General features: G+C 62.2%; 18 protein-coding genes. 9 read left to right on the top strand and 9 right to left on the bottom strand.

Translation table 11 applies throughout. The annotated features are described in order from the left end of the window. Positions 1-26: 26 nt before the first annotated feature. Entirely contained in the window at positions 27-1,187 is a 1,161-nt protein-coding gene (locus BUC40_RS12175) for a two-component system sensor histidine kinase NtrB (protein WP_073265956.1), read from the bottom strand. Positions 1,188-1,338: 151 nt separating this feature from the next. Here BUC40_RS12175 and BUC40_RS12170 point away from each other — a divergent pair, with 151 nt between their 5' ends. From BUC40_RS12170 to BUC40_RS12160, 3 genes are all read left to right on the top strand, one after another. Beyond that, on the top strand, positions 1,339-2,979 hold the full coding sequence (locus tag BUC40_RS12170) for a VRR-NUC domain-containing protein (protein WP_073265954.1): 1,641 nt from the start codon (positions 1,339-1,341) through the stop codon (positions 2,977-2,979). Continuing rightward, positions 2,976-5,351, top strand: a complete 2,376-nt coding sequence (locus tag BUC40_RS12165) for an ATP-dependent DNA helicase (protein WP_073265952.1) — start codon at positions 2,976-2,978, stop codon at positions 5,349-5,351. The genes BUC40_RS12170 and BUC40_RS12165 overlap by 4 nt, the downstream gene beginning before the upstream one ends. Before the next feature lie 154 nt (positions 5,352-5,505). Beyond that, on the top strand, positions 5,506-6,036 hold the full coding sequence (locus BUC40_RS12160; protein ID WP_073265950.1) for a hypothetical protein: 531 nt from the start codon (positions 5,506-5,508) through the stop codon (positions 6,034-6,036). Here the strand turns inward: BUC40_RS12160 and BUC40_RS12155 are convergent, their stop codons facing one another. Continuing rightward, on the bottom strand, positions 6,037-7,167 hold the full coding sequence (locus BUC40_RS12155; RefSeq protein WP_073265948.1) for a M14 family metallopeptidase: 1,131 nt from the start codon (positions 7,165-7,167) through the stop codon (positions 6,037-6,039). Between the two features lie 138 nt (positions 7,168-7,305). On the opposite strand from BUC40_RS12155, the gene BUC40_RS12150 reads away from it, so the two are divergent. Further along, positions 7,306-7,701 carry a hypothetical protein gene (locus BUC40_RS12150; protein ID WP_083593488.1) on the top strand — a complete coding sequence of 132 codons (396 nt, stop codon included), beginning with the start codon at positions 7,306-7,308 and terminating at the stop codon, positions 7,699-7,701. A gap of 64 nt (positions 7,702-7,765) precedes the next feature. On the opposite strand, the gene ahpF is transcribed toward BUC40_RS12150, so the two are convergent. Both ahpF and ahpC read right to left on the bottom strand, forming a co-directional pair. After that, the gene (gene ahpF / locus BUC40_RS12145; RefSeq protein WP_073265944.1) at positions 7,766-9,319 is read right to left on the bottom strand and encodes an alkyl hydroperoxide reductase subunit F; all 1,554 of its coding nucleotides are present in this window, start codon (positions 9,317-9,319) and stop codon (positions 7,766-7,768) included. Between the two features lie 246 nt (positions 9,320-9,565). After that, positions 9,566-10,129, bottom strand: a complete 564-nt coding sequence (gene ahpC / locus BUC40_RS12140; protein ID WP_042552238.1) for an alkyl hydroperoxide reductase subunit C — start codon at positions 10,127-10,129, stop codon at positions 9,566-9,568. A 193-nt stretch (positions 10,130-10,322) separates the two neighbouring features. On the opposite strand from ahpC, the gene BUC40_RS12135 reads away from it, so the two are divergent. Together BUC40_RS12135 and BUC40_RS12130 are read left to right on the top strand one after the other, a co-directional pair. After that, positions 10,323-11,111 (top strand): substrate-binding periplasmic protein, encoded by a 789-nt coding sequence (locus tag BUC40_RS12135; protein WP_083593485.1) that lies wholly within the window; start codon positions 10,323-10,325, stop codon positions 11,109-11,111. A 90-nt stretch (positions 11,112-11,201) separates the two neighbouring features. After that, the gene (locus BUC40_RS12130) at positions 11,202-12,398 is read left to right on the top strand and encodes an MFS transporter (RefSeq protein WP_073265943.1); all 1,197 of its coding nucleotides are present in this window, start codon (positions 11,202-11,204) and stop codon (positions 12,396-12,398) included. On the opposite strand, the gene BUC40_RS12125 is transcribed toward BUC40_RS12130, so the two are convergent. From BUC40_RS12125 to BUC40_RS12115, 3 genes are all read right to left on the bottom strand, one after another. Continuing rightward, positions 12,395-13,696: an FAD-dependent oxidoreductase gene (locus tag BUC40_RS12125; protein WP_073265941.1), complete on the bottom strand. Its 1,302-nt coding sequence runs from the start codon at positions 13,694-13,696 to the stop codon at positions 12,395-12,397. The genes BUC40_RS12130 and BUC40_RS12125 overlap by 4 nt on opposite strands. 36 nt (positions 13,697-13,732) lie before the next feature. Continuing rightward, positions 13,733-14,161, bottom strand: a complete 429-nt coding sequence (locus BUC40_RS12120; protein ID WP_073265939.1) for a 3-isopropylmalate dehydratase — start codon at positions 14,159-14,161, stop codon at positions 13,733-13,735. Positions 14,162-14,265: 104 nt separating this feature from the next. After that, entirely contained in the window at positions 14,266-15,060 is a 795-nt protein-coding gene (locus tag BUC40_RS12115) for an AraC family transcriptional regulator (RefSeq protein ID WP_073265937.1), read from the bottom strand. A gap of 100 nt (positions 15,061-15,160) precedes the next feature. Between BUC40_RS12115 and BUC40_RS12110 the strand changes: the two genes are divergently transcribed. Continuing rightward, positions 15,161-16,090, top strand: coding sequence for a DMT family transporter (locus BUC40_RS12110; RefSeq protein WP_073265935.1), 930 nt, complete (start codon positions 15,161-15,163; stop codon positions 16,088-16,090). Positions 16,091-16,193: 103 nt separating this feature from the next. Here BUC40_RS12110 and BUC40_RS12105 read toward each other — a convergent pair whose 3' ends face one another. Both BUC40_RS12105 and BUC40_RS12100 read right to left on the bottom strand, forming a co-directional pair. Beyond that, positions 16,194-16,634 carry an HIT family protein gene (locus BUC40_RS12105; RefSeq protein ID WP_073265933.1) on the bottom strand — a complete coding sequence of 147 codons (441 nt, stop codon included), beginning with the start codon at positions 16,632-16,634 and terminating at the stop codon, positions 16,194-16,196. Positions 16,635-16,895: 261 nt separating this feature from the next. Next, positions 16,896-18,179, bottom strand: a complete 1,284-nt coding sequence (locus BUC40_RS12100) for an MFS transporter (RefSeq protein WP_073265931.1) — start codon at positions 18,177-18,179, stop codon at positions 16,896-16,898. A gap of 228 nt (positions 18,180-18,407) precedes the next feature. Between BUC40_RS12100 and BUC40_RS12095 the strand changes: the two genes are divergently transcribed. Next, the gene (locus BUC40_RS12095; protein WP_073265929.1) at positions 18,408-19,205 is read left to right on the top strand and encodes an undecaprenyl-diphosphate phosphatase; all 798 of its coding nucleotides are present in this window, start codon (positions 18,408-18,410) and stop codon (positions 19,203-19,205) included. A gap of 98 nt (positions 19,206-19,303) precedes the next feature. Continuing rightward, on the top strand, positions 19,304-20,179 hold the full coding sequence (locus tag BUC40_RS12090) for a tetratricopeptide repeat protein (protein WP_073265928.1): 876 nt from the start codon (positions 19,304-19,306) through the stop codon (positions 20,177-20,179). The last annotated feature ends 165 nt before the right edge of the window (positions 20,180-20,344 follow it).

Here is a 20,344-nt window from a genome sequence, read left to right as displayed (position 1 = left end):
AAAAAATGATTGGCGATACTAGCATGTTATTCCTGCGTATCTGCCGCCTGAGTGGAGCATGCCGGCAGGTAGAGCTGCATGGTGGTTCCCTGCCCTGCTGCACTATCGATCTGTACGCTGCCGCCTGCCTGGCGGGCAAAACCGTAGACCTGGCTGAGGCCCAAGCCAGTGCCCTTGCCAATTTCCTTGGTGGTGAAGAAAGGCTCGAACAAGCGCGCACGAATGGCTGGGTCGATACCGCAGCCCTGATCAGTAACAGTGATCAGCACGAACTCGCCTTGCAGCCCGGCAACGTCCCCGTTCAGGCGTTGGTTACTCGCCTCCAACCTCACCACGCCGCTACCGCTCATCGCATCGCGCGCATTGAGGATAAGGTTAAGCAGCGCCATTTCCAGCTCGCTCGGATCCAACTGCACGGGGTGCAAATCATCCGCCACCTGCATATGCAGCGACATGTGCTTGGGCAGCGCCTGGCTGATAAAGGTGGCGGCCGCGTCGAGCAGTTCGTTGAGGTTCACCTGGCAGCAGAGCTTGGGCTCGCTGCGGGCGAAGGTCAGGAGATTGCGGGTCATCTGCGCACCACGCTCACCAGCGGTCTGGATATTGTCGAGCAGGCTGGCCAAGCGCGCGGGATCCGTGGTGCGGCTGGCCAGCTTGGCGGCGCTGAGGATGATGGTCAGCAGGTTGTTGAAGTCGTGGGCCATACCGCCACTCAGCTGGCCAAGGGCCTCCAGCTTCTGCGCCTGGAACAGCTGAGCACGCAACGCGTCATAGCGGCCTTCGGCTTCGTGGCGGTCGGTGATATCGCGGGTGATCTTGGCCAGGCCGATGATGTCGCCCTGTTCATTGCGAATCGCATCGATGACCACCAAGGCCCAGAACCGAGTGCCGTCCTTGCGCACTCGCCAGCCTTCATCCTGGGCGCGGCCTTCACGCATCGCGCGGCCGAGCAGGTACTCGGGCTTGCCTGCGCCGCGATCCTCATCGGTGTAGAACATCGACAGATGCTGGCCAATCGCCTCGGACGCATCATAGCCCTTGATGCGTGACGCACCGGCATTCCACGACACCACGTAGCCCGCGGGGTCGAGCATAAAGATGGCGTAATCGACCACCGCCTGGACCAGCATTTCGTAATGCCGCTCGGTCAAGGTGCTTGGTGAGAGAGGCGCTAACTGGCTGTTCATGGTGGCCCGTTCAAAGCGGCAATGGGGGTGCAGTGTAGTCCGCGACCGGCGCCGAGTGACAGTGCGTTGTACCATCCGCCCATCCCGTGGCGATTGCCAGATGACGGGCGGCCTGATATCTGTATAAAAAACCAGTACCCTGCCTACCCTCATGTCCCTAGCCGCTGACCCGCGTTTCTACTATCTGCACAACTTTCGCAAGGCGCTAGCCTGGATCGGCGAGCGGCATGCCGATCTGCTCGACGCCCGCGAACAGGCTTTTCTGCATGCGTTCGACGCCCTCGAATGGTCAGCTCAGGCCTTGCTGGTGCGCATCATCATGCGCAAGGGCGTGCATTTTCGCGCCAGCAAGCTCAATTACCAGGAGATTGGTTGCTGCCGCCAGGCCGCCGCACCACTGCTTGCAAATGGCTGGGTCGTCGACGACGCGCCGCTGCAACTCGACGAAGTGCTGGGATTGCTACGCAAGGATGAAATCGTTGCCAGCTTCGCCGCCCAGCTCAGCGACCGGCGCGCCCGCAAGGACGACCTGGCCCTGCAGCTCGCCGAGCACTTCGAGGACAGCAGGCCGTTCGCCAGTTGGTGCCCAACACTCGACGACGCGCTTTACAGCCTGACCATCGATGACCTGAGCGAGCGCCTGCGCCTGATGTTCTTTGGCAATCTGCGCCAGGAGTGGTCGGAGTTCGTGCTCGCCGACCTGGGCATCTTCCGTTATGAAAGCGTCGACTTTCCGGCGGACTCACGGGCGCTGCGTTGCCGTGCAGACGTCGACGACTACCTGCATCTGCAGCGCTGCCGCGAGGTATTCGAAGCCGGCGAGGCCAGCACTGAGTTGCTCGCGCTGATCGACAGCCGCCACTACGCCAACCCATATATCGCCGAACGCCGCGCGAAGCTGTTGTTTCGCATCGGTCAGCATCTGGAACGCTGCACCGAGTTCGAGCTGGCCTTGCAGGTGTATGCCGATAGCGGTTACGGCGCAGCGCGGCAGCGGCGCATTCGCGTGCTGGAGCGCACCTTGCGCTATCAGGAAGCCTTCAAGCTGGCCAGCCAGGCGCTCAGCGAACCAAGCAGCGACGGCGAACTGCAGCTGGCCGAACGTGCGCTGGTGCGGCTGTCCCGACAGTTGGGTTTGCCCGTCGCAAAACGCAGCAAGGCAGCAGCTCCAGCGCGCCTGGATCTGCACCTGCCGAAAGCCCCCATGCTGGCAGTCGAGCGGTTGGTGCAACAGCACCTGCAGTGCAGCGACGCGCCGGTACATTATGTCGAAAACACGCTGATCTGCAGCCTGTTCGGCCTGCTCTGCTGGCCGGCGATATTCGCCGCCGTGCCTGGGGCGTTCTTTCACCCGTTCCAGCATGGCCCAGCGGATTTGCTTACCGCCGAATTCTATTCGCGCCGCCGCGCGCTGTTTGCCGATTGCCTCGCGCAACTCGATGACGACCGCTACCGCGACAGCATTCGCCAGACCTATCACGCCAAGTTCGGCATCCAGTCGCCGTTCGTGCATTGGGGCGTGCTCAACGCAACACTGCTAGAGCAGGCGCTGGACTGCCTGCCGGCCGCGCACCTGCAGGCCTGGTTTCGCCGCCTGCTCGGTGATATCCAGGCCAACCGCTCCGGCATGCCCGACCTGATCCAGTTCTGGCCCGAAGAAAAACGCTACCGCATGATCGAGGTCAAAGGCCCAGGCGATCGTCTGCAGGACAACCAGCGCCGCTGGCTGGCGTTCTGCGCCGAGCACGGCATGCCGGTGGATGTCTGTTACGTGCAGTGGGCCGACGCGTGAGCTACCGCGTGGCGGTGCGCGCCCTGTGCGAGTTCACCGCCAAATGCGGCGACCTCGATCTGCGCTTCACGCCCTCGCCAACCGCCCAGGAAGGCATGGCCGGCCACGCCACGGTGGTCGCCCGGCGCGGCGAGCACTACGAGGCCGAAGTGCCACTGGCCGGGAAGTTCGCCTCGCTGCAGGTGCGCGGTAGGGCTGACGGTTTCGATCCGTCGAGCAACCTGCTCGAGGAGATAAAGACCCACCGCGGCGACATCAGCCGTATTCCGGAAAACCACCGCCAGCTGCACTGGGCACAGGCACGGGTCTACGGCTGGCTGCTCTGCCAGAGCCGCGCCCTCGGGCAGATCGACCTCGCCGTGGTGTACTTCAATGTGCTCACCCAGAAGGAAAGCGTGTTCCGCGAAACCCGAACGGCTGCAGAGCTGCAGGCCTTCTTCGAGGAGCTGTGCCGGCGCTTCATTACCTGGGCCGAGCAGGAGCAGGCGCACCGCCTAGCCCGTGACGCTGCACTGACCGAGCTGCGCTTTCCACACCGTGAGTTTCGCCTGGGCCAGCGGCAACTGGCCGAATCCGTTTACCGCGCCGCACGTGATGGTCATTGCCTGATGGCGCAGGCCACCACCGGCATCGGCAAGACCCTGGGCACGCTGTTTCCGCAGCTCAAGGCATTTCCGGAGAAAGCGCTGGATCGGCTGTTCTTTCTGACTGCCAAGACCCCAGGCCGGCAACTGGCGCTGCATGCCCTGGATATTCTGCGCGGCGAGTCACTGCCGCTGCGTGTGCTGGAGCACGTGGCGCGAGACAAAGCCTGCGAGCACCCGGACAAGGCCTGCCATGGCGAGTCCTGCCCGCTCGCTCGGGGCTTTTACGACCGCTTGCCCGCTGCGCGCCAGGCGGCGGTCGAGCGCATCTGGCTGGATCAGGCTGCGGTACGCGAAATCGCCCTGCAGCATGAGGTCTGCCCCTACTACCTCAGCCAGGAACTGACGCGCTGGGCCGACGTGGTGGTGTGCGATTACAACTATTACTTCGACCTCAGCGCCCTGCTCTACAGCCTGACGCTGATCAACGAATGGCGAGTGACGCTGCTGGTCGACGAAGCCCACAACCTGATCGAACGCGCCCGACGCATGTACAGCGCCGAACTCGACCAGGCGCGTTTCGAAGCCATGCGCAGCACTGCACCCAAGGGCCTGAATGCGGTGCTGTCGCGCATCAGCCGACATTGGAAGCAATTGCACAAGGAGCAGAGTAAGGAGTACCAGACTTACCCGCAGCCGCCGAACCTGCTGCTCCTGTCGTTACAAAAAGCAGTCAGCGCGCTCACCGATCACCTGACCGATCAGCCCACCGGCAACGACGGCGAGCTGCTGCAGTTCTACCTTGACGCCATGGCCTTCTGCCGCCTGGCCGAAGCCTTCGGACCGCATTCGCTATTCGATATCAGCCGCAAGGAAGACCTGCGCGAGCGCAGCCGTTCGGTGCTGTGCCTGCGCAATATCGTGCCGGCGCCGTTCCTGGCGCCGCGCTTCGAGGACAGCCACAGCACCACGCTGTTTTCCGCCACCCTGAGCCCGGCGCGCTATTACGCCGACCTGCTCGGCTTGCCAGAGGCGACGCCCTGGGTGGATGTCGAGTCGCCGTTCCAGGCCGCACAACTGCAGGTGCAGGCAGTCAGCAACCTGTCGACCCGCTACCAGCACCGAGAGCGCTCGTTGGCGCCAATCGTCGCGCTGATGGCGCGACAATTCACCGAGCGCCCAGGCAACTACCTGGCGTTCTTCAGCAGCTACGCCTACCTGCAACAGGTGCTGGAATTGTTCGACCGTGAGCACCCGCAGCTCGAACGCTGGGTACAAGCGCGGCAGATGGACGAGGCCGAGCGCCAGCAATTTCTCGAGCGCTTCACGCCCGACGGCCGAGGCATCGGTTTCGCGGTGCTCGGTGGCGTGTTCGGCGAAGGCATCGACCTGCCGGGCAATCGACTGATCGGCGCCTTTATCGCCACGCTGGGGCTGCCGCAGATCAACCCGATCAACGAGCAGATCAAGCTGCGCATGGCCGAGATGTTCGGCAGCGGTTACGACTACACCTACCTGTACCCCGGCCTGCAAAAGGTCGTGCAGGCCGCCGGCCGGGTGATTCGCACTCCACAGGACAGTGGCGTGGTGCACCTGATGGACGACCGCTTCACCCTGCCCGAAGTACGCGCCCTGCTACCGGGCTGGTGGCAGGTGGAGCGCAGTCGGGTGCCACAAACGCCAGTTCTGCCGCCCATAGTTCGGCGATCGGCACCGACACAACAGCCGGCATCAACCGAACGTCTGTCTACCCTCACCCAACGCGGTCTTTTCGACCCGCCGTGCTGAAAGACCACCGGCAGCGCTTTGCCACCGGCGGCAAAGCGCTGCCTGCCGAGCTTCAGCAGCATAGAAAATATATTTAAATATCAGACACTTATTTTATTTAAGCGCACTGGCACAAGCCTTGCTGAGCTAGAAGCTCACGACAAGGAGGCCCGCCATGAGCATCATCGGTTCGCTCAACCCCTACACGATGGCCACGTCCCTTCAGCGCACCCGCGCCGAGGAACTGGACTTCAAGAAAAGCAGCGATGCAGCGCTGCTCATCGAGCCCGGCAAGCCGCGGGAAAATGAGCGTGTCGCACCTGCGTTCAAAAGCGCTGAGTCGAACGCCCACCAGCAGGCATACGACGAAGCATTCGCGCGGATGCTGGTCACCCTCAACAGCTCGTCCGCCCAGGCAAGTGAAGACACCACGCAGAGCCTGGACGACATCGTCGCCAGCAACGAAAGCAAAGGCGCGCCCAAGCAGAGCGCCGTCGACGAGTTCATGGCCTACATGAACATGACGCCGGCCGAGAAGATGCGCGACAAGATCCTCAAGGAGGTCGGCATGACCGAGGAAGAACTCGAGAACATGCCGCCTGAGCAACGTGCCGCCGCAGAGCGCGAAATTGCCGAGAAGATGCAGACGCTCCAAGAGCTGAAGGCCGCGCAGGATGAGCAAGGCACCCTGCACGAACACGCCTGATCAGCGTAGGCGTTCGACCATCTGCGCGACTACGCCGAGCATGTCGCCCGCCAGCTTCATCGAGCGCTGGCCATTCCAGCCGGTCGTCGGGTTCGGCGTGTCGTCGTGGTCCTTGAAGGGCATCTCCAGGGTGAACGAGAGGCAATCGAATTCCTGCCCCACTGAGTTGCAGGCCAGCGCCAAGTTGGCTTTGCCAGGGGCGCTGCGCGGGTAACCGAAGCGGGTCTGAAACTCGGCGCCGCTGTCCACCAGGCGTTTACGGAACTCGCTTTCCAAGGCATCCAGGCGCGGCGTGAAGCCGGGGTTGCCCTCGCAGCCGGCGGTGAACACGTGGGGAATTTCCTCGTCGCCGTGGATATCCAGAAACAGGTCCACCCCAATCTCGCGCATCGCCTGCTGGACGAAGAAGACCTCCGGGCTGCGCTCGGGGCTTGCCGTTTGCCAGGCCCGGTTCAGGTCCTGCCCCGCCGCGTTGGTACGCAAGTGGCCGCGGAAGGCGCCATCGGGATTCATATTCGGCACCAGATACAGATCGGCCTGCTGGAGCAACTCATCCAGCTCGCTGTCGGCCGCGTCTGCGAGGCGCTCGATGATGCCTTCCATGAACCACTCTGCCATGTGCTCGCCCGGATGTTGCTGGGCGATGATCCACACCTTTCGCGTCGCGCTGGCATGGCGGTGCACGCGCAGCAGTTCGATATCGCGGCCCTCGATGCTGCGCCCGCAGGCCTGCAGTTCGACACCCGGCAATGCCAGCGCCCTGGCAATCAGCGAGGCATGGCGCTCACGGCTATAGGGCTCGAAGTAGGCGAACCAGATCTGCTCATGCTCGGGCTCCAGGCCGAAGTTCAGTGCGCCATTCTCGAAGCGGCTGGGCACCCGGAACCAGGTCTTCTGATCATATGAGGCGGCCGCGTTGTAACCCGTCCAGGCGTGGCTGTAGGCGGACTGCCCAGCGTTGGTGATGCTGAAGTCGTGGCGCGCGCCCGGCGTCAGGCCGTCGACATGGAAATGAAACCACTGGAAGTGATCGCTATTAAGATCCTTGCGCATGGCCAGCAACACCTTGTGCGGGTTGCTGGCGTCCTGCACGAGGATGTTGCCGCTGTCGAAATCCGAGCTGATCTTCATGGCTTGTTCTCGTTGCTGTATTCACGGTGGCCGCAGCATCGCAGTTTCCTGCCGCCGAGGAAATGCGCAGGAACGATTGCAGCTCGCAGTGCTGCAGCTCACACTGGCGCCTCACTTTTGCTGATAGCCGGAGCCGCCGTGTCCCTAGTCGATGATCAACAACGCCAGCGCGTACTGGACGCCGCCGAGTCACTGGACTGCACGGTCTATCGCCCGGACGAGGACGACCTGGACGCCGAGGAAGAGGACCTGGGCGATGCCAAGGTACTGTTCACCGGCCCGTTCGAGCCGCCCCAGGACTGGGACGCCGCCGAGCGCGAGGATTACTTCGACGGTACCGACCCGGCACTGTTCGTCACCGCGCTGATCGCCTGCGAAGCCAAGCCCGGTTCCAAGGCCTTCTTCGCGCCCCAGGCCGGCGACCTGCTGGCCGCCATGAACGCCGGCAAGGTGGATATGTACTTCGTCTGCGAGCGACTGGATGACGAGAACGGCAGCAGCTTCGTGTTGATTCGTGATGAAGACACTGACTGAGTCACACGTATCACAGGCATAAAAAAACGGGCCCGATGGGCCCGTTTTCATGTGCAGCAGCGAATCAGCTACGAATCAGGTGATCGAATGCGCTCAGCGAAGCCTTGGCGCCCTCGCCCACAGCGATGACGATCTGCTTGTATGGCACGGTGGTCACGTCGCCAGCGGCGAAGATACCGGGCAGCGAGGTTTCGCCACGGGCATCGACGATGATCTCGCCGCGGTCCGACAGCTCCACCGAGCCCTTGAGCCACTCAGAGTTCGGCAGCAGGCCGATCTGCACGAAGATGCCTTCGAGCTCTACCGAGACGAACTCATCGGAGTTGCGATCCTTGTAGACCAGGCCGGTAACCTTCTGGCCGTCGCCTTTCACTTCGCTGGTCAGGGCGCTGGTGATCACCTTGACGTTGGGCAGGCTGTAGAGTTTCTTCTGCAGCACGGCATCAGCACGCAGTTTGCTGTCGTACTCGAGCAAGGTGACTTCGGAGACGATACCGGCCAAGTCAATGGCAGCTTCCACGCCGGAGTTACCCCCACCAACCACCGCTACGCGCTTGCCCTTGAACAGCGGGCCGTCGCAATGCGGGCAGTAGGCCACACCCTTGTTGCGGTATTCCTTCTCGCCCGGCACGTTCATCTCTCTCCAGCGTGCGCCGGTAGACAGAATCACGGTCTTGGCTTTCAGGCTGGCACCGCTCTCGAACTTCACTTCATGCAGGCCACCAGCACTGGACGCCGGAATCAGCGCGCTTGCACGCTGCAGGTTCATGATGTCGACTTCGTACTGCTTGACGTGCTCTTCCAGGGCGCGGGCCAATTTCGGGCCTTCGGTTTCCTGGACCGAGATGAAGTTCTCGATGGCCATGGTGTCCAGCACCTGACCGCCGAAACGCTCGGCGGCAACACCAGTGCGGATGCCTTTACGGGCTGCATAAATGGCTGCCGCAGCGCCAGCCGGGCCACCACCGATGACCAGCACATCAAAGGCTTCTTTCGCCTTCAGCTTCTCGGCATCACGAGCCGACGCGCCGGTGTCGATCTTGGCGAGGATCTGCTCGGCTTCCATACGGCCCTGGCCGAACAGTTCGCCGTTCAGGTAGATGCTCGGCACCGACATGATCTGTCGGGACTCGACTTCATCCTGGAACAGCGCGCCGTCGATGGCGACGTGGCGGATGTTCGGGTTGAGCACGGCCATCAGGTTCAGCGCCTGGACCACGTCCGGGCAATTCTGGCAGGACAGCGAGAAGTAGGTCTCGAAGTTGAATTCGCCTTCGAGGTTCTGGATCTGCTCGATCACCTCGGCCGCGAGCTTCGACGGGTGGCCACCGACTTGCAGCAGGGCCAGCACCAGCGAGGTGAACTCGTGGCCCATCGGCAGGCCGGCAAAACGCAGGCTGATGTTGCCGTTCGGGCGATTCAGCGCGAACGATGGCTTGCGTGCATCGTTGCCATCGGTCTTCAGGGTGATCTTTTCGGTCAAGCTGACGATGTCGTCGAGCAGGCCTTTGAGCTCCTGAGATTTGTCGCTGTCATCGAGGGACGCGATGATCTCGAACGGCTGGCTGACCTTTTCCAGGTACGCCTTCAACTGGGATTTAAGGGTTGCGTCCAACATATACGAGTCCTCAATGACGAAATTCGGGCAATAAAACGCCCGGACGGGTTACGCCCGGGCGTTCGGGCGCGCTTCCAGAATCAGCGGTTGATTTGGTCAGCGCGGAAAACGGATGGGGAAACGTAGCGAGCGGTGTCGAAGCAAGGCGAAATCAGGCTCGGGCGAGGAGTTTACGAGCTGTAAATGACGAGCCCGAGCCTGGTTCCAACGCCGCATCGACGACGCGCAGTAGTTTCCCGGCCGTTTTTAGATTTTGCCGACCAGGTCCAGGGATGGAGCCAGAGTCTGCGCACCTTCTTTCCACTTGGCTGGGCACACTTCGCCCGGGTGGGCAGCGGTGTACTGGGCGGCCTGCAGCTTGCGCAGGGTCTCGGCCACGTCACGAGCGATCTCGTTGGAGTGGATTTCGACGGTCTTGATCTGGCCTTCCGGGTTGATCACGAAGGTACCGCGCAGTGCCAGACCTTCTTCAGCGATGTGTACGCCGAAGGCGTTGGTCAGCTGGTGAGTCGGGTCGCCGATCAGCGGGAAGCGAGCTTTGCCGACGGCAGGCGAAGTTTCGTGCCATACCTTATGGGAGAAGTGGGTGTCGGTGGTGACGATGTACACCTCGGCACCGGCCTTCTGGAAGGCTTCGTAGTTGTTGGCAGCGTCTTCAATCTCGGTCGGGCAGTTGAAGGTGAAGGCTGCCGGCATGAAGATCAGTACCGACCACTTGCCTTTCAGGCTTTCTTCGGTGACTTCGATGAATTTGCCGTTGTGGAAAGCGTTGACCTTGAACGGCTGAACTTGAGTGTTGATCAAAGACATCTGTGAACTCCTTGGAGGGTTGAAAAATTTACAGGAGGGATAGTAGCCCCATATGGCTCAGAGAGCCCATTGATTGAAACCATCAGTCCAATTAGCTGAGTCAATCGAGCCATATAAAAAGCCTTTTAAAACAGTAATCTGAAAATTTCCTGCTCAGCAATGGGCGAGCGTTCAGCACTACCGCGAGCGACCAATGAACAGCTTTCAGACCACCTACCGTTGCGACAGCAATTCTGCCCACCGGGTTCGCCCCATGCTACCGCGGCTATGCGCACTCGTGCTTGCTCTCGTCGGCAGTTACAGCACAGCCGAGGAGCGTGAGCTGCGCTTCTCGGTTACCGAAAGCGGCGTAATGCCGATGGTGCTCATCCGCAACGGTGCAGCGGTCGACGGCATCCTCCATGACCTTGCCATACGCCTGGCCGAAAAAGTCGACCGCCGCGCCGAGCTTCAGGTTATGCCGCGCATGCGGGTGCATCGCGCCTTGCTGAATCAGGAGATCGACGTGCGCTGCTACGTCAATCCGGCCTGGCTCGACAGGCCTTATCCAGGCTATGCGTGGAGCGTACCGTTCATGCTGCAGCGTGATCTGCTGGTCAGCCGCTCTGCGCAATCCATCGCACCGGAGCACCTTGCCAAACAACCAATTGGCACAGTGCTGGGCTTTCACTATCCGACACTGGACGCCTTGTTCACCGCTGGGCAGTTGCAGCGCGACGACGCGCGCACCCAGGGGCTGGTACTCAGAAAGCTGGCAGCCGGACGTTACGATTATGCGGTCACCAACGAGCTGGCCTTGCTGTGGTTCAACCGCGACCGTAAAGAGGCCGACAAACTGCACGAAGTGCATGAGCTGACCCACGTCGAGGTCGCCTGCCTGGTTCGCGATGGGCCTGACATCCCCACCAGAGCGCTGCTCGAGGCGATGCGGCAGATGCAGGACAATGGTGAGTTCACTGCGATTCTCCAGCGTTATCGTTAAATCGCAGTGCAGCCCAGCAATTGGTTTTCTCGGTCTGGCAATGCGTGAATAATGCCCCGCCTGTTTCGCTGCTTCCTAATGAGGTAAACCATGAGTGGCTCCGCCCACGCCGCCCCACGCCTGAGTGCTGGGGCGATCCTGCTGATCGAACTGGCCCTGGCGCTTGGCGGCTTCGCCATCGGCACCAGCGAATTTTCCATCATGGGCCTGATGCCCAACGTGGCCCAGGATCTGGGCGTCAGCGAGCCTCAGGTCGGCCATGTGATCAGCGCCTACGCCCTGGGCGTGGTGGTGGGCGCGCCAGTCCTTGCGCTGCTAGGTTCGCGCCTGCTGCGCAAGCACCTGTTGCTGCTGCTGATGGGCGTGTTCGCCGTCGGTAACCTGGCTAGCGCCCTGGCGCCTGATTACCTGACACTCATGGTGTTTCGCTTCTTCGCCGGCCTGCCCCACGGCGCCTATTTTGGTGTCGCTATGCTGGTCGCCGCGTCGATGGCAGCGCCGCATAAACGCGCCAAGGCGGTGAGCCGCGTGCTGATGGGCCTGAGCGTGGCCATTCTGATCGGCAACCCGCTTGCCACCTGGCTGGGCCAGAGCGTCAGCTGGCGCTATGCCTTCGCGCTGGTCAGCATAATTGCCCTGGCGACCGTAGCGATGATCGCCCTGCTCTTGCCGGTGGACCGCAGCGAAGTGCGCAGCAGCCCAATCAGCGAATTGCGCGCCTTCAACCGCGCGCCAATCTGGCTGGCGCTGGGTATCGGCTCAATTGGTTTTGCCGGCATGTTCTGCGTGTTCAGCTACATGGCGCCGACGCTGCTGGAAGTCACTCGGGTCAGCCCGGGCATGATTCCGGTGGCTATGGCGATATTCGGCGTCGGCTGCATTCTCGGCAACATGGCCGGCGGCTGGCTGTTCGACCGTCTGCAGTTCAAGTCAGTCGCGTGGATTCTGCTGTGGAGCGCGCTGGTGCTGCTGGTGCTGCCGGCTGCAACTGAGTCGATCTGGACGGTGCTACCGGCGGTTCTCGCCCTGGGCACCATCGCGGCGCTGTCGCCGGCCTTGCAGACCCATTTGATGGACGTGGCCACCGGCGCTCAAACGCTGGCCGCGGCCTCCAACCACGCCGCCTTCAACATCGCCAACGCCTTGGGCCCATGGCTGGGCGGCCTGGCGATCAGCGCGGGATTCGGCTGGACATCGACCGGCTATATAGGCGCGGCGACCGCACTTGCGGGCCTGCTGGTGTTCGCCTGGGCGTGGAAGGTACAGCAAGCCCGAGCAGCGGTTTAACCCGAGCTGACGTCCGGCAACGGCTGCACGGCATCAGCTTTGCGCCAGGCATGCAATTGCGTGGCGCTCTTGTCGGAAAACAGCCAGCCGGTGCGCGCGCCAACCAGAGTGCTGACTGCATGCTGGCGGCCCATCGGCAGATGCCGAGCCACGAACAAGGCGCTGTCGCGCAGCATCGCCAGCACCGTACTGTTGGACTGAAACAGCGGCGTCAGCAGGCGGCTCGCCTGGCGGTAGTAACGCAAATGGCCGCGGCGCACTACGCCATAGGCGGCAAAGCAGGCAGGCACATCCACCGTCCGCTCGTAGCCAGTCACACCTAGCGCATCGCTCAGTGCCACGGCATCGACCAGCGCCATATTAGCGCCCTGCCCCAACTGCGGGCTCATGGCATGGGCGCAATCGCCGATGGCCAGCACGCGGCCGTCGTGCCACTGCTGCATGCGCACATCGGCGTAACTCGCCAGCATCAGTCGCTCGGGCGTGTCGATGGCCTGCAGAAAAGCTTCGGCCGGTCCACCTGCCAGCTCTCGCACAGAATCCTTCCAGGCATCCAGGCCTGCCTGCTGCCAGGCGCCATGGCTGGCCACCGGCAGGCTCCAGAACAGGCTGCTCAGCTTGGTTTGCCGCTCGTTATGAGTCACGCCGGTGGGCATGATGCCGAACATCTGTGAGCAGCCTCGGTACCACTGGCGCAAGTCCGTCGAGTCGCTGCCCTCCGGGGTCGGCACGATGCTCCACAGCGCCCCCCATGGATAGGTTTTGGCCCACTGGCGCACTCTCATCTGCGCACGCAGTTGCGAGCGAGTACCGTCGGCCAGAATCAGTGCGCCGTGCTCGCCGAGCACGGCTTCGTTGCCTTTGCCATCGTCGGTAAACAACCGCACATGGGTAGGCGACTGCACGAAACGGCTGATGGACATACCGGTGCGGATATTCACCCCGGCCGCGCGCGCCGCGTTCAGCAAGGCCGTCATCAGCACGCCACGGTGAATGCCAAGGCCAAAGGAGTCGGGCTGCCAGTGCTCGTAGCGCGTATCGAGGATCACCCGCTGTGCGCAGGCGGAGGTGCCGAACAAACGGCTGATCGGCGCGCCAAGCCCGGCGCACTCATCGAGCAGCCCCAAACGGCGCAGCGCCGCCAGGCCGGAGGGCTGCAGCAAGATGCCGGCGCCGACCGGTTGCAGCTCGGCAACGCGCTCATAGAGGGTGACCGCCCAGCCTTGCCGGGCAAGCAGGATGGCGCTGGCCAGACCTGCCGTGCCGGCGCCGACGATGGCAATGGGTAAATCCTTCACGGGCACTTCCTGTGCGGTATCTAGTGAAGGGCGATTCTACCTCGCCTGCTCGGGCAGAATGTCGAAGCCGCCACGGTTCTGGCTGACAACGCGCAGATTGGCGGTGCCGCCGGCCTCGACCTTGACCGCCACTTCACGCTTGAGGCGGCCCTTGCCGCACAACGTGGTGTCGTCGGGATCGGTGCCGATACCCACCACTCGATTGCCTGCCGGGACCTGGAAGCTGCCCTGCTCACCGACCGCAATGCGCGCCGCGACCTTGCGATCGATCAACACCGCAACGTAGCAGCCGCCACCCATCAGCCCCAGGTCACGGGTGACCACCACTTCACCGCCACCCTGCACGGGCGTCTGGTAGGCCAGCAGGCGGTCGGCGGGAATCGCCGTAACCTTGTCAGGGTCAGCCTGGTAGGACGAACAACCAGCCAGGGCCAGCAGAGGCAGTACGGCAAAGATCAGACGCATGGGTTCTCTCCAGAGAATCGCGATTAAGTGCCGGTATGACCAGCACACTGCTATGACAGTGCCATAAATCCTGGAGTTACTCACCGGGATATTTGCGCCGTCGGCTACTGCTGCCGTGGCAGGTTGCCCTTGCGGTACTCATCAGGTGAGACGCCCATCAACCGACGGAACATGCCGATGAACGCCGAGGCGCTGCTGTAGCCCAGATCCAGCGCAATGCTTTCCACGGTATGGCCACGCTCCAGCTGCGCCAATGCCGCCACCACACGCAAGCGCTGCCGCCATTGCGCGAAGGACATGCCAAGGTCGCGCTGGCAACGGCGCATCAACGTGCGCTCGGTGGTGTTGGCCTGACTGGCCAGTTGCGCCAGCGAGCGAGTATCGGCCGGGTTGGCGGTCAACTGCTGCAACACCGGTTCCAGCAGCGGATCACTGGAGCTGGGCAGGTAACTACCGACCTTGGGCGCCCTGGCCAACTTGTCGAGCAGCAACTGCAGCTGGCGCTCATTCTCGGCGAACCGCGAAGCATCAGGCGGCGATTCGCGCAGGTCGTCAAGCAAGGCACGCACCAGCGGCGTCAGACTCAATGCACAGGGGTCGGCAGGCAACGCTGTGCAGTGCTCAGGCGCGACATACACCGAACAGTGACAGGCTTCGTGGCGATTGAAACCGATATGCTCGAAGTCCGGCGGTAGCCAGATGCCGTATTGCGGCGGAGCCAGGTAATGCCGTCCCGCCACTTCGATTTCCATCACACCGCTGAAGGCATAGACGAACTCGCCCCAGGCATGTCGATGGCGTGGATAAGTGCCATGCGCCGGCATGTGGGCGCATCGGAAAAACAACGGGGCCGGCAATGCGTCGCTGAAAGGAGGAATCTGTAGCCTGAGAGTGTTCATCGCTCTGGCGGATAACCGCTATGCGTTGTCGGGTTTGGACTATATCAGTAGAAATTGCCAGCACCATAATGGTGATTCATCCAACTGGCAGATTCCCTTCATGGAAACGCGCAAGAACATCGACGGGCTGGCTGGCGGCTTGATGGTTGGCCTGTGCATGATCTGGGGCATGCAGCAGGTGGTGCTCAAGGCTGCCGCCGATGACGTGGCGCCAGTCTTGATGCTGGCCTTGCGGTCGGGCATCGCTGCGCTGCTGGTGGCCATGCTGATGCTGTGGCGCCGCGACGGGCTTGGCGTGCGCGCCGGCAACTGGCGGCCGGGGCTGGTGGTCGGTTCGCTGTTCGCGATCGAGTTCATGTTGGTTGGCGAGGGGCTGCGCCACACCAGCGCCTCGCACATGGTGATCTTCCTTTATACGGCGCCGATTTTCGCGGCGCTGGGGCTGCAATGGCGGCTGCCTGCCGAACGCCTCAAGCCATTGCAATGGCTGGGTATCGGCATCGCGTTCATCGGTATCGTGGTGTCGTTCGCCGGGCGCTCTGGCGGTGTGGAAACGCAGGACACCGGCCGCCAGCTGTACGGCGATTTTCTAGGTTTGCTTGGCGCCATGGCCTGGGGCGCAACCACCGTAGTGGTGCGCTGCTCGCGGCTATCCAACGCGCCGGTCACACAAACGCTGTTCTACCAACTGCTCGGCGGCTTCGTACTGCTGATTCTGGTCTGCGTCGTGACCGACCAGCTGCGTTTCAACCCTACGCCGATCGCCATCGGCGGGCTGATTTTCCAGGCGCTGCTGGTGTCGTTCGCGAGTTTCCTGGCCTGGTTCTGGCTGCTGCGCAACTACCTGGCATCGCGACTCGGCGTGCTGTCGTTCATGACCCCGATGTTCGGCATCGTGTTCGGCGTGGTGCTGCTCGGCGAGCCAGTGGAAGCCAACTTCGTCATCGGCGCCCTGCTGGTGCTGTGCGGCATTCTGCTGGTCAGCGGCTACGAGTGGCTGAGCCAGTTGCTCAAGCGGCGGGCGCGATAAGGATCGAGTGCAGCGCTAGGCATCATCATGGGACCGGCCGGACGCCTAGGCCATGCCCGCCATTTTTCGCGCGCATGGCGCGCTCCCACTAACGCCGCTTCGCTCAGGCGTTCTGAAAACGCTTCACCAGTCTGGCTTGTAGCTTCTCCAGCTCGGCCGGCTCGGCCTTGCCGCTGGCGTGATTCTGCAGCCCTTGATCGGCGAAACGCGGAATCACGTGCATGTGGATGTGGAACACCGTCTGCCCGGCTGGCGCGCCGTTGAACTGAGCGATCTGTACGCCATCGGGCTGCAGCTCGTCGGCCAACACGCGAGCCACCTTCTGCACCGCCTGGGTCAGTTTGCTCAGGCTGTCCGCATCTATTTCCAGCAGATTGCGGGCCTTGGCGCGCTTGGGGATCACCAGGGTGTGGCCGAACGACTGCGGGAATAGATCCAGGAACGCCAGCACGTCGTCGTCTTCATACAGCTTGTAGCAAGACATCTCGCCGCGAATGATCTTGGCGAAGATGTTCTGCGGATCGTAATCGCCGTAAAGGCTCATGGGCTTCTCCATCGCGTTATGAACGTGCTCGCACCATACCGGCTAGGCCGGCTGGTGCGAAATATCTGCACAAGAACCTGGTTACGAGCTAGCGCCAGGCAAGGCAAAAACAGCCGAGGAAGCGCAGTGTACGAGCTGTACATGAGCATTACTCGCTTCGCTCGCCCTTCGGGCCGCGCTAAAGCGCGTTAGCCGCTCGCGGCTTTCCGAGGCTGTTTTTAACGCCGCCTGGCCGACGCGCAGCAGATCGTAGGCAGGTTCTCAGCGGCCCTTGCGCAGCAGCACCAACCCAATGACCACACCGACGCAGCATAGGGAAATCAGGTAGTAGGCCGGGCCCAGCGGGCTCCACTTGACCAGCAGCGACACGGCCACTGGCGTCAGGCCACCGAAGACCGCGTAGGACATGTTGTAGGAGAACGACAGGCCGCTGAAGCGCACCGGTGCAGGGAACGCATGCACCATCACGAACGGCACCGCGCCGATGGTACCGACGAACAGGCCAACCAGCGCATACAGCGGGAACAGCCACTGCGGGTTGGCGAACAGACCGCTGTAGAAGAACCAGGCGCAAATTGCCAGCGCGCTGCAGCCGACCACCAGCACCCGGCCGGCGCCAATGCGGTCGCACAAAGCGCCGCTGATGATGCAACCGATGCTGAGCATGACGATGGCCAGGCTGTTGGCCTTCAGCGAGGTCACGGCATCGAAGCCGTAGAAGGTCTGCAGGAAGGTCGGCGTCATCAGGATCGCCACCACGATGCCGGCCGACAGCAGCCAGGTCAGCAGTGCGGAAATCACCACGCTGCCGCGATGGTCACGTATCACGGTTTTCAGCGGCAGTTCCGCGGCCAAGGCCTTGCGCTGCTGCATTTCGGTGAACACCGGGGTTTCGTGCAGCCACTGGCGCAGGTACATGGCGAACAGGCCGAACACGCCGCCGATCAGAAACGGCACACGCCAAGCCCAGTCGAGCACTTGCTCGGCGGTGAACACACTGTTGATCAGCGTGGCCATCAGCGAGCCGAGCAGAATGCCGGTGGTCAGACCGCAGGTCAGAGTACCGCAGGCGTAGCCGATATGCCGCGCCGGTACGTGCTCGGATACAAACACCCAGGCGCCCGGAACCTCACCACCAATCGCCGCACCCTGGATGATGCGCATGAGCAGCAACATCAGCGGTGCGAGGATGCCGATCTGCGCATAGGTCGGCAGCAGACCCATGATCAGCGTGGGTACCGCCATCATCAGGATGCTCAGGGTGAACATGCGCTTGCGGCCGATCAGGTCGCCGAAATGCGCCATGATGATGCCGCCCAGCGGACGAGCCAGGTAGCCGGCGGCAAAGATGCCGAAGGTCTGCAGCATGCGCAGCCAGTCGGGCATGTCCGGTGGGAAGAACAGCTTGCCAACGATGGTGGCGAAGAACACGTAAATGATGAAATCGTAGAATTCCAGCGCGCCGCCAAGCGCGGACAGGGACAAGGTCTTGTAATCACTACGGGTCAATGGCCGGCCAGGTGCCGACGAGGCTGCAGATTGCATGGAGGGAATTCTCGGAAGTCTACGGAGCCCCACGGGGCTGGGCCTGCGGGGCGCTCACGATAGCAAATTCGCGGCCCTAAGGCAGCGGCAAAGCCCAGCAGAATCAGGGCTTACAATGAAATTGTGTACATGTATTTCAGCTTATAGACAGGTTGCGATGGAGAAAATGGGCCAGCGCTGGGTCATACCCGCAGTTCACATTCGTTAGCTCCCTCATTAAGGAACCTCATGGATTGGCTTCACCTGCTCGTTCTGTCGCTCATTCAGGGCATCACTGAATTCATCCCCGTCTCGTCCTCCGCGCACCTGATTCTGCCGTCGCAGCTATTGGGCTGGCCTGATCAGGGCCAGGCGTTCGACGTCGCCGTGCACGTCGGCACGCTGATGGCGGTAGTACTCGCCTTCCGCCAGCAGATCGCCGCTATCGTCAGCGGCTGGCTGGGCCATGTACTGCACCGCCGCGCTAGCCCGGAAAGCCGCATGGGCTGGATGATCATCCTGGCAACCATCCCAGCGGCCGTGGCCGGGCTGGTGTTCGAATCAGCGATCGAGCAGTACACCCGCTCGATGCTGGTGATCGGCACCGCCACCATCGTCTTCGGCCTGGTGCTCTGGTGGGCCGATGCCAAAGGCAGGCGTGACACCGACATGAGTCGCATGACCTGGCGCCACGCGCTGCTAATCGGCCTGGCGCAGATGCTCGCCCTGATTCCCGGCACCTCGCGCTCGGGCATCACCATGACCGCCGCACTGATGCTCGGCTTCGACCGCAAGAGCGCGGCGAGCTTTTCCTTCCTGATGTCGATTCCGTTGATTCTCGCCGCCGGCAGCCTCAAGGCCGTGCACCTGATCCAGGAAGGCAACGGCGCACACTGGGGCGATATGGCCTGGGGCATCGGCCTGTCGTTCGTCTCGGCGTTCCTGTGCATCAAGCTGTTTTTGGCGGCACTAGATCGCGTCGGCATGCTGCCGTATGTGATTTACCGGCTGATTCTCGGTACATTCCTGCTGTTCGTAGCCCTGTAACCTGGGCGTCTTGCCGCTATCGGCAGTGCTGGCATAACTGTCATCCAAGGACACCCCGTTCGGGGCAAGCCGTATCTCGGTTTATAAAGGATATGTTCATGCACCCATTGGCACTGCTAGCCGCCCCGCTGCTTCTCGTCTGTGCCCTTGCGGCGCAGGCCGATGCCTCACCACCTTGCCCGGTAAACGATATAGCGGATGACCCGCATGGTGTCGGCGTGGTGCGCGACAAAGCCGAGTCGGGTGATCTGTGCGCCCAATTCAACCTTGGTTATTACCACTACACGCACCAGTCATATGAGGCAGCCGAGCGGATGTACGCCCTCGCGGCCGATCAAGGCAACGCGCGCGCAGCGTTCGAGATCGCCATGATGTACCGCGACAACTTGCTTGAGGACAACGCAGGGCAGCGCCGACAGTGGCTGGAAAAATCTGCCGCGTTAGGTGCTGACTTGGCACAGATCGAGCTCGGTATCGATCACTGGGAACAGCGCGAAAACAACGACCAGCTCTATCAAGCCATGCATTGGTTCGAGCAAGCGGCAATTCAGGGAAACACCCAGGGCCAATATCTGCTTGGCGAAGGTTACTGGGTGGATCGCGGCATTGAGGGCTTCGCCGCTGATGATCAGTTGGCGATACGCTACGGCGGCAACGACGAACTGGGTGCGTATTGGGTCTGCAAGGCTGCCGAGCAAGGCAATGCGGATGCTCAATTCGCAATCTCCGAAGCCTACAGCATCGGCCGAGGCGTGCCCGCTAGCAGCATTCAGCGTCACCTGTGGCTTACCAAGGCTGGTGAGAATGGTCACGAAGAAGCGCTGACCTGGCTGGATGAAAGCGGTACGGCCTGGTACACCCGATTGGAAACCTGGGCAAAACGCCAAATGAGTGATGAAGTCGCGACCTGTCCTGCGCTGCCATCCAAGCAAGAAAGCGACGAAGCCGGACTGACCGCTATTGAAGCGAGCTAAGGGCTAACGTTAGCGGCGTGGGCGTTACCATCTCCTACAGCCACCAAAAGGCGCGCCAGCTAAATGCGCTCTCCGTATCGTCGGACACCCCCGCAGACGGCGCACAAGGTAGCAAACGGCAAGGCACGCTTATTGCCTTACTCTCGTATTCGTTCCGAGAAGGCG

This window comes from Phytopseudomonas punonensis (assembly GCF_900142655.1).
GTDB lineage: Bacteria > Pseudomonadota > Gammaproteobacteria > Pseudomonadales > Pseudomonadaceae > Aquipseudomonas > Aquipseudomonas punonensis.
The sequence above is the reverse complement of the archived record's forward strand: the minus strand, read 5'-3'. Positions and strand labels throughout refer to the sequence as shown.

What these genes read in the sequence shown, in the direction of transcription:
- BUC40_RS12175 (WP_073265956.1), bottom strand. Translation starts at nt 1,187, where the DNA reads ATGAACAGCCAGTTAGCGCCTCTCTCACCAAGCACCTTGACCGAGCGG.
- BUC40_RS12160 (WP_073265950.1), top strand. Translation starts at nt 5,506, where the DNA reads ATGAGCATCATCGGTTCGCTCAACCCCTACACGATGGCCACGTCCCTT.
- BUC40_RS12095 (WP_073265929.1), top strand. Translation starts at nt 18,408, where the DNA reads ATGGATTGGCTTCACCTGCTCGTTCTGTCGCTCATTCAGGGCATCACT.
- BUC40_RS12110 (WP_073265935.1), top strand. Translation starts at nt 15,161, where the DNA reads ATGGAAACGCGCAAGAACATCGACGGGCTGGCTGGCGGCTTGATGGTT.
- BUC40_RS12120 (WP_073265939.1), bottom strand. Translation starts at nt 14,161, where the DNA reads ATGCGTCTGATCTTTGCCGTACTGCCTCTGCTGGCCCTGGCTGGTTGT.
- BUC40_RS12135 (WP_083593485.1), top strand. Translation starts at nt 10,323, where the DNA reads ATGAACAGCTTTCAGACCACCTACCGTTGCGACAGCAATTCTGCCCAC.
- BUC40_RS12090 (WP_073265928.1), top strand. Translation starts at nt 19,304, where the DNA reads ATGCACCCATTGGCACTGCTAGCCGCCCCGCTGCTTCTCGTCTGTGCC.
- BUC40_RS12105 (WP_073265933.1), bottom strand. Translation starts at nt 16,634, where the DNA reads ATGAGCCTTTACGGCGATTACGATCCGCAGAACATCTTCGCCAAGATC.
- ahpF (WP_073265944.1), bottom strand. Translation starts at nt 9,319, where the DNA reads ATGTTGGACGCAACCCTTAAATCCCAGTTGAAGGCGTACCTGGAAAAG.
- BUC40_RS12130 (WP_073265943.1), top strand. Translation starts at nt 11,202, where the DNA reads ATGAGTGGCTCCGCCCACGCCGCCCCACGCCTGAGTGCTGGGGCGATC.
- BUC40_RS12155 (WP_073265948.1), bottom strand. Translation starts at nt 7,167, where the DNA reads ATGAAGATCAGCTCGGATTTCGACAGCGGCAACATCCTCGTGCAGGAC.
- ahpC (WP_042552238.1), bottom strand. Translation starts at nt 10,129, where the DNA reads ATGTCTTTGATCAACACTCAAGTTCAGCCGTTCAAGGTCAACGCTTTC.
- BUC40_RS12170 (WP_073265954.1), top strand. Translation starts at nt 1,339, where the DNA reads ATGTCCCTAGCCGCTGACCCGCGTTTCTACTATCTGCACAACTTTCGC.
- BUC40_RS12100 (WP_073265931.1), bottom strand. Translation starts at nt 18,179, where the DNA reads ATGCAATCTGCAGCCTCGTCGGCACCTGGCCGGCCATTGACCCGTAGT.
- BUC40_RS12115 (WP_073265937.1), bottom strand. Translation starts at nt 15,060, where the DNA reads ATGAACACTCTCAGGCTACAGATTCCTCCTTTCAGCGACGCATTGCCG.